This is a genomic window from Kitasatospora sp. NPDC001225 (genome assembly GCF_053597855.1).
Map to the genome: position 1 here is coordinate 1 of NZ_JBSFJC010000062.1, position 12,234 is coordinate 12,234.

Genomic DNA, 12,234 nt, shown 5'->3' on the forward strand with positions numbered 1-12,234 from the left:
CGCACCTGCGCCCGACCACTCGGCGCCGTCAACCCGTTCGACGCACCGTCCTGGTTCACCGCCGAACCCCGCACCACCCCCAACACCCGGCGCCCCGCCCGCCGCGCGTCCGACAACCGCTCCAGCACCAGCACGCCGCAACCCTCACCGAACCCCGTCCCCTCGGCCCCCTCACCGAAGGCCCGGCACCGGCCGTCCGGGGACAGACCCCGGTGCCGGGCGAACTCGATGAGGGTGGCCGGGGCCGCCATGACGGTGACGCCGCCGGCCAGCGCCATCGAGCACTCGCCCCGCCGCAGCGACTGCACCGCCAGGTGCAGCGCCACCAGCGACGACGAGCACGCCGTGTCCACCGACAGGGCCGGGCCCTCCAGCCCCAGCACATAGGACACCCGGCCGGACGCGACACTGCTCTCGTTGCCGGTCAGGACGTGCCCTTCGAACTCCACCGGGACCCGGGCGGGGGCGGGCCGGTAGCCGCTGGTCATCACTCCGGTGAAGACGCCGGTCGCACTGCCCTTCAGGGTGTCGGGACGGATCCCCGCCCGCTCCAACGCCTCCCACGAAACCTCCAGCAGCAGCCGCTGCTGCGGATCCATCGCCTCCGCCTCGCGCGGCGGAACGCCGAAGAACCCCGCGTCGAACAGGTCCGCGTCGTGCAGGAAACCCCCGCCACGCGTGTACGTCCGCCCGCCTTCCCCCGCGTCGGGATCGGGGTCGTAGAGGTGCTCCAGGTCCCACCCCCGCCCCTCCGGGAGGCCGGAGATCGCGTCGCGCCCCTCCGACACCAGCCGCCACAGGTCCTCCGGCGACCGCACCCCGCCCGGGTACCGGCACCCCATCCCCACGATCGCGATCGGCTCGTCGTCGTGGGGGGTGCGGAGGGGTGCGGTGCCGGTGTCGGTGCGTTCGCCCGCGAGTTCCGTGCGCAGCCACTCCGCCAGGAGGGCGGGTGTGGGGTGGTCGAAGATCAGGGTGGGCGGGAGAGGGACGCCGGTGGCGGCGGTCAGCCGTTCCAGGAGGTTGACGGCGTCCAGCGAGTTGAAGCCGAGGTCCTTGAAGCGGCGGGAGGTGTCGACCAGCCCGGGCTCCGGGTGGCCGAGCACGGCCGCGGCGTGTTCCCGTACGAGGCCCGTCAGTTCGCCGTGGCCGGGCCGCGACGGCCCGGGTGCGGGGGCCCCGGTCTCCGCGCCGAACGGCACGCGCCGGTCCGCCGTCACGGGCACCCGCCGGTCCGCCGCCGCGGCTTCGCGCCGGTCCTCGCCGTCGAGCCAGTACGACTGCCGCTGGAACGGGTAGGTGGGCAGCCGGAGCCGGCGCCCGCTGCCCGTCCGGAGCGCGGGCCGCCAGTCGACCCGCGCACCGCGCACGTGGAGCCGGGCGACGGAGTCCAGCAGACGGCGCGGACCGCCCTCGCCCCGCCGGAGCGTCCCGGTGACCGCCGCCGCGGCACCGACGGTCTGCTGGAGCGCGACGGTGAGCACCGGGTGCGGGCTGACCTCGACGAACGTCCGGTGCCCGGCCTCCAGCAGGTGCCGGGTGGCGGTCTCCATCCGGACCGGCCGGCGCAGGTTGCGGTACCAGTAGCCGGCGTCCAGCTCCGTGGTGTCGGTGATCTCACCGGTGACGGTGGAGCAGAACGGGATCCGCGACCGGCGCGGGGTGATCCCGGCGAGTTCCGTCAGCAGCGCGTCCCGCAGGACCTCCACGTCGCCGGAGTGCGAGGCGTAGTCGACCGGGATCGCGCGCACCCAGACGCCCTCGGCCTCGTACTCCGCCAGCAGCCGGTCGACGCTCCCGGGCGGGCCGGAGACCACCGTGGACACCGGGCCGTTGACCGCGGCGATCTCCACCCCGTCCCAGCCCCGTTCGAGCCGGTCGCGGACCTGCGCCACGGGCAGGGAGACGGTGGCCATGGCGCCGGTGCCCGCCAGCCGGCCGAGCGCGCGGCTGCGCAGCGCCACGATCTTCGCGCCGTCCTCGACGCTGAGGGCGCCCGCGACGCACGCGGCGGCGATCTCGCCCTGCGAGTGCCCCACCACCGCGTCGGGACGCACCCCGAAGGAGCCCCACACCTCGGTCAGGGCGAGCATCATGGCCCACAGCACGGGCTGGACGACGTCGACCCGTTCCAGGGGCGGGGCGTCGGGCGTCCCGCGCAGGACGTCGAGCAGCGACCAGTCGACGTGCGGCCGCAGCGCCGCGTCGCACTGCTCCATCCGCTCCCGGAAGACGGCCGAGGTGTCGAGCAACTCCCGTGCCATGCCGTCCCATTGGGAGCCCTGGCCCGGGTAGACGAAGGTCACCTCGCCGTCCTCGGCGACACTGCCCCGGACCAGTGCGGGGTCGACTCCGCCGGGTTCGGCGGCGGCGGTCAGGGCCCGGAGGAACTCCTCGCGGTCGGCCGCGACGACGACCGCGCGGTGCTCCCGGGTCGCGCGCGTGGTGGCCAACGAGAGGGCCACGTCGGCGGGTTCGGCGTCGGGCTCCTCGGCCACGTACGACCGAAGACGGTCGGCCTGGGCCCGCAGCGCCTCCGCTGTGGCACCGGACAGGACCCACGGCACCACGCCGGAACCGCCGTCCGCCGTCGCCCGGTTGTCCACGGCGGGGGCGGGCGGCTGGGACAGCACGATGTGGCAGTTGGTCCCGCCGAGACCGAAGGAGCTGACGCCCGCGAGGCGGGTGCCGTCCACTCCGGTCCACGGCAGGCGGTCCGTCACCATGCGCAGCCGCAGGGCGTCCATGTCGATCAGCGGGTTGGGGGTGCGGAAGCCGAGGCTCGGCGGCAGCGTCGCGTGCTGGAGCGACAGTGCCACCTTGACCAGGCCGACCACGCCCGCCGCGGCCTCCAGGTGGCCGACGTTCGTCTTCACCGAGCCGACGTGCAGGGGGCTTTGGCCGGCCGTCCGGGCCGCGCCGAACACGGCGCCCAGCGCGGCGGCCTCGACCGGGTCGCCAACCCTGGTGCCCGTCCCGTGCAGTTCGACGTACTGGACGTGCGCGGGGTCGACACCGGCCCTCGCGCAGGCCCGCCGCAGCACCTCTTCCTGCCCGGCCCGGGCCGGCACCGTCAGTCCCTCTCCGCCGCCGTCGTTGTTCAGGGCGCTGCCGAGCAGGACGCCGTACACCGGGTCCCCGTCGGCGAGGGCCCGGCCCAGGGGCTTGAGCACCACCATCGCCCCGCCCTCGCCGCGGACGTAGCCGTTCGCCCGCTCGTCGAAGGTGAAGCAGCGGCCGTCGGGCGAGAGCGCGCCGAGCCCGGCCATCGCGTGCGCCGTGTCGGGCAGCAGGTTGAGGTGCACCCCGCCCGCCACGGCGAGCGCGGAGTCGCCGCGCCGCAGGCTCTCGCAGGCCAGGTGGACGGCGGCCAGCGACGACGCCTGGCCGGCGTCGACGGTGAGGCTGGGGCCGTGCAGTCCGAGGGCGTACGAGACGCGGTTGGCCGTCATGCCGCGCTGGGTGCCGGCGACGGTGTGCGGGGTCCGGGCGGCCGGTCCACGACGGTCGAGCAGGAGGCCGTAGTCGCCGGACGCCACGCCGAGGAAGACGGCGGTGTCCTGGGAGCGCCAGGTCTCCGGGCGGATTCCCGCGTCCTCGAAGGCCTCCCAGCTCAGTTCCAGGGCCAGGCGCTGCTGCGGATCCATCGCGGCGGCCTCGCGCGGGCCGATCCCGAAGAACCCCGCGTCGAACCGGTCCACGTCCTCCAGGAACGCCCCCCACCGCAGGGCGGACGGCTCGTCGTCCCCGGGCCCCCCGGAACCGCCCCGGCGGTCGTCGGGAGTTTCGGTGACGGCGCTGCGGCCGTCCCGCAGGAGGTCCCACAACTGCCGGGGTCCCGCGGCGCCCGGAAGGCGGCAGGAGATTCCGACCAACGCGATGGGTTCCTCCGGCACCGACCGATTTCCCGCGGAATTCACGGAGGCCTCGGAATGCCCATGGCGGAGATCAGACATGACGCCCCCTGTTATCACTTCGAACCGACCGACGGCATGACGGAACGCATCCCGGAGAACCAGGGAAAGGAAAGAGAGATTCGGAATTCCCCGTCAGAACACTGTGGAACACGGCACACGGCCCCCAGAGACTGACATACGCACCGCACCGCCCGACAAGCCCGTTCGACGGCCGACCACGCGTTTTCGGCCCATCTGGCGGAAGACCGCAGGTCAACGTCCGCCCCGGTCCCACCTGGTGGTTTCCGGAAGATCACGGTCCGGCACGGCCGGTCGCGGAACCCGCCGTCACCACGGACACCTGAGCGATCTCGGCAAGAAATCGACGGGACATGTTTGGGCACCCGTGGGACTCCCGCACCCGGGACACCGCCCCGATCGTCCGTATCCTGCGGGCATGACGAGCCCAGCCGCCGCCCCCGTTCCCGTCGCCCGCCACGCCGCCGCCCACGCCTCGTCCGTACGGGAGATCCTCGAACTCACGGCGCGGCCGGAGGTGATCTCCTTCGCCGGCGGCCTGCCCGCCCCGGAGCTCTTCGACGTCGCCGGCCTGCGGGCCGCGTACGACCACGTACTGGCCACGGCCCCGCACCGCGTCCTCCAGTACTCGACCACCGAGGGCGACCCGGCGCTGCGGGCGGCCGTCGCCGAGCGGCTGGGCTCCCGCGGCCTGCCCCCCCCCCCGGCGGACGACCTGCTGGTCACCTCGGGCTCCCAGCAGGCACTGACGCTGGTCTCGACGGCGCTGCTGGCCCCCGGCGACACCGTCCTCGTGGAGAACCCCACCTATCTGGCGGCCCTGCAGTGCTTCGCCTTCGCGGGAGCCCGCGTCGTCCCGGTCCCGTCCGACGAGGACGGCGTCGACCCGGTGGCACTGGCCCGCCTCGTCGCCTCGGAGCGGCCCAGACTCCTCTACCTCGTCCCCAACTTCCAGAACCCGACCGGCCGTACGCTCCCCGTCGAGCGCCGCCGGGCCGTCGCGGAGGTCGCGGCCCACCACGGCCTGTGGATCGTCGAGGACGACCCCTACGGCGAGTTGCGCTTCGACGGCGCTCCGCTGCCGTGGATCGCCTCGCTCGACGCCGCGGCCGACCGCACGGTGCTGCTCGGCAGCCTCTCCAAGACCATGTCCCCGGGCATGCGCCTCGGCTGGCTGCGCGCTCCGGCCGAACTGCGCCGCGCCTGTACGACGGTGAAGCAGACCACCGACCTGCACTCCTCCACCGTCGACCAGGCCGCCGCCGCCCGGTACCTCACCCATGCCGACCTCGACGCGCACCTGACGCGGGTCCGCGCCGCCTACCGGGAACGCCGCGACGCGCTGCTCGACGGCCTGCCCCACGCGCTCCCCCACGGAAGCACCTGGAACCGGCCCGACGGCGGGATGTTCGTGTGGGTGCGCCTGCCGGACGGGCACGACGCCACCGCCCTGCTGCCCCGGGCCGCGGCCCACGACGTCGCCTACGTACCCGGCGCGCCGTTCTTCGCCGACCGGCCCGACCCGGCGACCCTGCGGCTGTCGTTCACCGGACACCCCGCCGAGGCGATCAGGGAAGGGCTGACCCGCCTCGCCGGAGTCTTCGGGTGACCATCGGGGCCCGCCGACACCCGGCGACGGCGGGGCCGGCGCCCGGCAACGGCGCGGGTATGCTCCCGTTCTGACGGTGCGCTCCCGTACTTGTGAACACTCGTGCGCAAGCCGCCGTCACCTACAATGCGGCCATGACTGGCTTACTACGCCTACGGGTTGCGCGAGGAGCTTCCTTGTCCGGTGACACGCCTCGACGACTGGGAACCATGACAGCCGTGGCAATCGCACTGCTGGCGTCGGATTTCATCACCAAACAGATAGCGCTGACACATTTCTCGGGGACCGATCCGACATCGACCCTCGGCGGGCTTCTGAAATTCACGCTGGTCTTCAATTCGGGTGGGGCGTTCTCCATCGGCGCGGGGGAGACCTGGTTCTTCACCACGGTGAAGATGCTGGTCATCGTCCTCATGCTGGTGGTGTCGCCCCGGATCCGCACCCCCCTCTGGGCGGTCTCCTTCGGGCTGGTCATCGCCGGCGCGGCCGGAAACCTCATCGACCGGCTGTTCCGGGACCCGTCCCCGTGGGAGGGACGCGTCGTGGACTGGATCCAACTGCCGCACTGGCCGGTCTTCAACCTCGCCGACTGCGGCGTGGTCTGCGGCAGCGCCCTGGTGATGTGGGCCTCGATGCGCGGCATCCGCCTGGACGGCACGCGCGCCACCGAGGAACCGGCCGAGCCGGACGCGACGGAACGGACCGCCGAGGTGAAGAACCCGTAGGGCAGCCGGCCGTCCGGCCCGGGGAGAGCCGCCCGGCCGGCCCCGAACCCGCCTGCGGGGCCCCCGGGTCGTGCACCGGGCCCCGCACGGGGCCCCTTCCTCACGCCGCGGCGTGGGCCCTGAGCAGTCCGTACCGCTTGGCCGGGACGGCGGCCTGGGTCCGGTTGCGGACGCCCAGTTTGGCGAGCAGCTCGCTGACGTAGTCCTTGACGGTCGCCGGGCGGAGGTACAGCCGCTCGGCGATGTCCGCGTTGGACAGACCCTCGCCCAGGCAGACCAGGAGCTCCCGCTCGCGGGCGTTGAGCCGGGCCGGGACCTGCCGGTCGGACGGCTCGGGAGCCACCGCCGGTGCGGCCGACCGGAGTTGCGGGAAGACCACGGTGCCGCCCGAGGTGAGCACCCGGACGGCGTCCAGCAGCAGGCCACTCGGGGCGTTCCGCCGGAGGCAGCCGACCGCGCCGTGCCGCAGCGCCCGGTTCAGCAGGTCGCCGTCCTCCTCCGTGGCCAGCATGGCCACCCGGGGCGCCCGGGGCAGGTAGATCAGCGAGAGCAGGGTGTCGAGGGCCGCGTCGGCCTGGCGGCCGAGGTCGAGCAGGACCAGGTCGGGCTGGAGCGCACGGGCCTGCTCGACCGCCCGGTCCACCGGACAGTCCGCCACCACCGTCAGCACGGGGTCGGATTCGATGATCAGGCGCAGTCCCGAAGCGACCGGTAGCTGCCGGATATTCCCAACCACTCCCTAAAAGTGGCGAACTGGAGATTAACATGTCCGTTTTCTCGACCCCGAAGAAGCGCATCGCCGCCGCCGGCGCGGCCGTTGCCGGTCTGAGCGCCCCGCTCCTGCTGGCCGCCACCACCCCTGACGTGCTGACCGGCTACTTCGGTCTGGAGTACAAGAGCGCCGACCGCGTGCTGACCGCCATCGAGGCCGGCACCGACGTCGCCGCCGCCCTCTCGCTGTTCGGTGGCGTCACCGCCGCCGGCGGCGTGGCCATGTGGATGCTCAAGAAGGCGATCACCGCCGGTGGCCGCCGCGCCATCATCGCCTGACCCGGGCGCCGGCCGGACCCCGCCGCACCGGCGGGGTCCGGCCCACCGGCCTTGTGCAGCAAACGACTTGGGGAGGGACGACGTGATCGCGGGAGTCCGCGGAGGGCTCGCAGCCGCCTGGGCCTCGCCTTCTCGCTGCTCTCCGGCCTCGGTGTCGGCGTGCTGATCGGGCACGCGTACGCGCTGGGCGGGAGCCAACTGCTGCGGGCCGTCGGACCGCACGCGGTGCTCGAACTGCCGGCCCTCGGCCTCGCCGTCGCGGCCGGCCTGGCCCCGGTGCTCGGGCTGTCCCGCCGCCTGGTGTCCGGACGGGGCGCCCCGTTCAGCCAGCACATGGTCGACGCCGCTGTCCTCTTCGGAACCTCGCTGGCCGCGCTCGCCGTGGCCGCGGGCGTGGAAACGTGGGTGAGCCCCCGATGACCTTGACCACCACGACGGACCACCGTCCCCTGCTCGATCCGGAGGCCGCGCCCGAAGGCCGGGACGACGACCGGGCCGGGCGCCTGCGCCACCGCGTCGCCCTGGCGCTCGCCGTCCTCGTCCAGCCCCTGGCCGGTCTCGGCCTCCTGGGCCGCTACCGTGCGGCCGTCCTGGAGAAGATCCCCGACGCGGCACCGGGCGCGGTGAAGGCCGGCGTCTGGGCGGGCTGGCTGTTCGGATCGGTGCTCGGCGCGATCGGCGTGCTGCTGGCCGTCCTGCTCGCCGGCGCCGCCGGTGCCGCCGCCTGCCGACTGGCCGGCGCCCGCGACGGCTTCGCCCGGGACCGCGCGACCGTCGGTACGGTGGCCGCCCTCTACTTCGTGGGCAAGCTGCTGCTGCTCGCCGCGGGTGCCGCCCTGGTCGGCCGCCCCTCCTGGGACGGACTGGTGGACGCGCTGGGCAGCGCCGACCTCGGCCTGGTCGTGCTGTTCGCGGCCTTCACCGAGGTCCTGCGCCGCAGCACCGGCCTGAGCCCCGCCCGCAGCGCGGCGGCCGCGCTCGCGCCCACGGCGGTGCTCCTCGCGCTCTGCCTGATCCCGCGCTGAGCCCGCGCCGGGCCGGGACCGGGCCCGCACCGCTCGCACCGCTCGCACCGCTTGAGAGAACGACCCCCGTACGACCCGTACGACCCCGCACGACCCCGCACGACCGAGGAGCCGACATCACCGTGGTATCGCAGATCAAGCCGACCGGTGCGGCCGTGGCCGGCCTGCTGGCCGTGGCCGCCGCCGTCCTGGCCGGGGTCCGGACGGTCTGGTACTGGACGAGCCGGCCGGACACCCTGGCCGCGGTCGACCGGGCCGACCGGGTCGTCGACGCCGCCCGGTCGACGGTGGTGCAGACCCAGGACCTGCTCAACTGGGGCTGGCTGGCGGCCGCCGTCCTGCTGCTCGCCCTCGGCACGGTGGTCGCCCTGGCCTCCACCGGCCGCTGGCTGCTGTTCGGCTTCTCGGCCCTGGTCTGCATGCCGCTCGGGGTGGCGGGCTTCCGGCTGCCCGCCGCCGCCGGACTCAACGGGACGGCCGCCGGCTTCTGCGTCCTGGTCGTCGCGGCCAGCGCGGTCGCCCTGCTCACCGGCCGGCGGGACTGATGGACGGCCGCCGACTCGCCTGGACCGCCGGGCTGGCCCTGGTCGACGCCGACCTGCGGCGCCGGCGCAACCGCCTCCCGGGGCTGCGCACCCTCGCCCCGCCGGCCCGGGCCGTGCTCGCGCTGGCCGTCGGCGTCGGCCTGGCCACCGTCGCGGCCCTGCTCTGGGGGATCGGCTCGGCGCTCGGCCGGGTCTTCCCGGTCGGCCCCGAGGACGGCACCGTCGTGTCCGGCGCCTGCTGGTCGGTGGCGGTCGTACTGGTCGCTGGCCACCTGCTCTCGGCGCGGCCCAACCAGGCCCGGCTGCTGCTCGATCCGCCCGACCGCGCCGTCCTGCTCTCCTGGCGGGTGCCGCAGCAGTCCGTGTTCCTGGCCCGCCTCTGGCTGCCCGCCCTGGCCGGGGCCGTCGGCTCCGTGGTGGTCGCGGGCCTGGCGGCCGGCCCCTGGCTGGCCGCCTCCCCCGCGGGCCGGGCCCTGCTGCCCGCCGCGCTCACCGCCGTCGCCGGATCCGCGCTGGCCGGAGCGCTCGGCCACGTGGCCGCGACCGCCGCGCTGATGCTGGGGGCAGAAGAACCGCTGGGGCGGCGGCCACGGCCCGGGCAGCACTGACGACGAGCTCCGGCTGGGTGGCCGAGGCGCGGGTGATGACGGTTAGGCCTTGGTGGCGCTGGGCGTTGGTGAGATGAGGGTGAGGCAGAAGGCGTTCGATGAACTCACCTCCGCTGTCTTGCTCGACTTCCGCGACTAGAGCAGTGCCGAGCAGGTCGGGGCCCATGGCGCCCCAGCGAGCCCCGCTACCGGACGGGTAGAGCGCGGTTAGGATCTCCTCGTAGGCCACCAGATCACCGGCCTGGGGCGCGATCACGGCGGGGAACCCGTGGTGGTGAATCTCGAAACCGGCGCTCACTGCCGCTCGAGAGTCCTTGCGTGTCTGAGCACCTGTCAATCGCTGGACGGCAACCATGGAGCGGACCAGTCCGATGTCGAAGGCTACGTTCGGCATACGAGCGGCGGCGACGCGACGCCAGTAGTTCTCCTCGTGTGCTAGCAGAACGTCCATTGGCCGGTCGAACACTGCGAAGTCGGGATTACACTCGGCCAGAACCTCGGCGAGTGCGGTCATGTGAAGCGCAATCACGGTCTTGTCGGCCGACGTGGGAAAATGGCGCTTACCTGTGGTCCCGGTCCCGATTGTAGGCGCCGGCCATTCCTCCCCCAGGCCGGCTTGCTGCAACAGACCGATGCGCTCGGTGTAGGCGGTTTTCGCGGCAGCGAACGTCCGTACAGCTCCGATTCCCTTAAGGGCGTCCGCCGCCTTCGCCTCAACCGACAGGCCTACTCCCATCGCGGCGGTGCCCTGGTGGGCCCGTCGCAGCGGCGGCCACCAGTTGTCACGGCCGCGGGCGATGAGTAGCAGGCGGATGCGGCCTCCTAAGCGCGGTGCGCCCAGGAGGTCAAGGATGTGTCTGACCTGGTCGAGTCGGGTTTCGGCGTAGTCGACGACGATGAGAAGTGGTTGGCGGGCAGTGGTGAGCATGACGTACTCGGGCGGCTGACGGCGAGGGTTGTCTGCAAGGAACCCGCCGATCCATACGCCTTGCCTTTTCGGAACATGGGTAAGCCGGTGGAGCAGCTCGCTGGCGATTCTGGTCTTACCGATGCCGCCCGTTCCGGTAATCACGGCGACGTCGGTGGCGCGGCTGGTTTGGCACCATTCTTCCAATGCCCTGAGGTGGTCAGCTGTGCCACTGAGAGGAACGACCCGGGAGTGGGGGTTAAGTAAGTGGGAGGAGGACAGCTGCGCGTCACGCAGGTCGGCGAGAAGGGGACTGAGGTCAGCGGGCCGCAGCTGCGGAGGCATACCGGTAACATTGGTGATGGTTTCGGCGAAGCCGGTGGCCGCAAGAAGTTGGTCGGCTGGGACGACGAGGAGCATCTGGCCCCGCCAGCGCTCAGGAGCTCGGGCCGCGAGGCCTACAACCAAATCCTCGCAAAACACAGCGGCACCCGACATGCCCTTCCAAAGGTCGTGAGAGCTGGGGGGTGCGTCGTCGATCTCAAAGACGTAAAAGTCAGAGCATTGGCCGGAACCTGGCTTGATCCGGCCATCCACCGTCTTCGGATCGTCGACAGCGGTCTCCTGATTCCCGCGGGTCAACAGACGGCTCATCGCCCGGGGAAATCCGGTCATCGTGCACACTGGCCGCACCGCTGCGTGCTCGCAGGTCAGCTGTCCCCAGCGCACGGCGGTCAGATCGGTGCCGATCCGCGCCCGGTCGGCCCGCAAGAGCACAGCATCCAGCTCAGCATTGGACCACACCACCTCGGCGTTGGTCTGGTTCCCTCCATCCAACGCCCGTACGACGACTGGCTTGTTGTCGTCCATCGGACAGGCCACGTGGTATGCCGTCAGTACCAGTCTGGGTGCGATGATGCTGCCAGAGCCGACGACGCCGACTCGCGGGTTACAGACCTCGACGGTCCGCTGTGCTGGCGTTCCCCCCATCCGCCGCCCGCCTAGTTCGCAGCCGGACCCGGCAGCGGGGTCAAAGCACGCTGATCCCCAATGAGCACGTCGCCTCCGGCCTGGCCGGACTGGATGTCCAGAGTGACCGTCAGCCGGTGCGAACGGGTGCTCGCCCGTTCGCCCTTGGCATCAGCGGACACGACAAAGGCCTTCACCCCACCGCCCGCCGACACGCTGTGGCGCAGCTCGACCTCCAGGTCGAGTGTGATCTCCCGGACCGAGAATCGGATCGGCAAGCCATCCCCGTCCTGCTGGGCCTCTACAAGCCCCGTTCGAACAGCCTTGATCGCTTCCGAAAGCTCAGTCGACCGGATCTCCACATGGCCCCCTCAATCGTCGCTTCGATCGCACCAAGTCTGCCGCGACACCCTCCTCAGCACTCGCGGTTTACTGAAGTCCGCAGCGGCAACCTTCGGATGAACCTTTTGTGGCACGCTCGCCCTGCACTGGGCCCGCCGTCCGCCTGCCCCACCGTGTCCTCTCCATCTGCCACACGTCGTCCGCTGTCGACAACCCAGTTTCGCCCTCACCTGGCCGAAGACCCGCTCCGGCAAGGGCTGGGTCACCATCCCCCGACGCGTCGCCACCGCCCTGCACCATCGCGCAACCGACAGGAGCCCGCACGGATCCGAGCACCCGCGACGGATACATCCTCCACCGCCCCGATGACCACCTCCTCCATCCGGCCCACGTCCTGAACCACTACCGTTACCTGTGCAGCCAGTTCGACCTCCCCCGTACCACCGTCCAGGATCTGCGATGCCTCGCCGCACCCATCTCCATCACTGCCGGCGCCCCCTCGTTGCGACTTCCGAGACC

At 72.6% G+C, this 12,234-nt stretch carries 11 protein-coding genes; 7 read left to right on the top strand and 4 right to left on the bottom strand.

What is annotated here, in order from left to right:
- On the bottom strand, nucleotides 1-3,827 hold a 3,827-nt coding region (locus ACWDCZ_RS21780; protein WP_449816712.1), incomplete at its 3' end, for a beta-ketoacyl synthase N-terminal-like domain-containing protein.
- A gap of 526 nt (nucleotides 3,828-4,353) precedes the next feature.
- Between ACWDCZ_RS21780 and ACWDCZ_RS21785 the strand changes: the two genes are divergently transcribed.
- Both ACWDCZ_RS21785 and lspA read left to right on the top strand, forming a co-directional pair.
- Nucleotides 4,354-5,544 carry an aminotransferase-like domain-containing protein gene (locus tag ACWDCZ_RS21785; RefSeq protein ID WP_449816713.1) on the top strand — a complete coding sequence of 397 codons (1,191 nt, stop codon included), beginning with the start codon at nucleotides 4,354-4,356 and terminating at the stop codon, nucleotides 5,542-5,544.
- Between the two features lie 176 nt (nucleotides 5,545-5,720).
- Complete coding sequence (gene lspA, locus ACWDCZ_RS21790) at nucleotides 5,721-6,269, top strand: signal peptidase II (RefSeq protein WP_234348152.1); 549 nt, start codon at nucleotides 5,721-5,723, stop codon at nucleotides 6,267-6,269.
- A gap of 100 nt (nucleotides 6,270-6,369) precedes the next feature.
- Here lspA and ACWDCZ_RS21795 read toward each other — a convergent pair whose 3' ends face one another.
- Nucleotides 6,370-6,939, bottom strand: coding sequence for a LuxR C-terminal-related transcriptional regulator (locus ACWDCZ_RS21795; RefSeq protein ID WP_449816714.1), 570 nt, complete (start codon nucleotides 6,937-6,939; stop codon nucleotides 6,370-6,372).
- 95 nt (nucleotides 6,940-7,034) lie between these two features.
- Here ACWDCZ_RS21795 and ACWDCZ_RS21800 point away from each other — a divergent pair, with 95 nt between their 5' ends.
- From ACWDCZ_RS21800 to ACWDCZ_RS21820, 5 genes are all read left to right on the top strand, one after another.
- The gene (locus ACWDCZ_RS21800; RefSeq protein WP_049649003.1) at nucleotides 7,035-7,319 is read left to right on the top strand and encodes a hypothetical protein; all 285 of its coding nucleotides are present in this window, start codon (nucleotides 7,035-7,037) and stop codon (nucleotides 7,317-7,319) included.
- A gap of 51 nt (nucleotides 7,320-7,370) precedes the next feature.
- Complete coding sequence (locus ACWDCZ_RS21805; protein WP_449816715.1) at nucleotides 7,371-7,739, top strand: stage II sporulation protein M; 369 nt, start codon at nucleotides 7,371-7,373, stop codon at nucleotides 7,737-7,739.
- Nucleotides 7,736-8,344 (top strand): hypothetical protein, encoded by a 609-nt coding sequence (locus tag ACWDCZ_RS21810; RefSeq protein WP_449816716.1) that lies wholly within the window; start codon nucleotides 7,736-7,738, stop codon nucleotides 8,342-8,344. Before ACWDCZ_RS21805 ends, ACWDCZ_RS21810 begins: the two co-directional genes overlap by 4 nt.
- Nucleotides 8,345-8,466: 122 nt before the next feature.
- Nucleotides 8,467-8,889 (top strand): hypothetical protein, encoded by a 423-nt coding sequence (locus ACWDCZ_RS21815; RefSeq protein ID WP_449816717.1) that lies wholly within the window; start codon nucleotides 8,467-8,469, stop codon nucleotides 8,887-8,889.
- Nucleotides 8,889-9,497 (top strand): hypothetical protein, encoded by a 609-nt coding sequence (locus tag ACWDCZ_RS21820; protein WP_449816718.1) that lies wholly within the window; start codon nucleotides 8,889-8,891, stop codon nucleotides 9,495-9,497. The genes ACWDCZ_RS21815 and ACWDCZ_RS21820 overlap by 1 nt, the downstream gene beginning before the upstream one ends.
- Here the strand turns inward: ACWDCZ_RS21820 and ACWDCZ_RS21825 are convergent.
- Both ACWDCZ_RS21825 and ACWDCZ_RS21830 read right to left on the bottom strand, forming a co-directional pair.
- Entirely contained in the window at nucleotides 9,379-11,394 is a 2,016-nt protein-coding gene (locus ACWDCZ_RS21825) for a S1 family peptidase (protein ID WP_449816719.1), read from the bottom strand. The two genes, ACWDCZ_RS21820 and ACWDCZ_RS21825, sit on opposite strands and share 119 nt — an antisense overlap.
- Nucleotides 11,395-11,405: 11 nt before the next feature.
- Nucleotides 11,406-11,735: a trypco2 family protein gene (locus ACWDCZ_RS21830; RefSeq protein ID WP_449816720.1), complete on the bottom strand. Its 330-nt coding sequence runs from the start codon at nucleotides 11,733-11,735 to the stop codon at nucleotides 11,406-11,408.
- Between the last annotated feature and the right edge of the window lie 499 nt (nucleotides 11,736-12,234).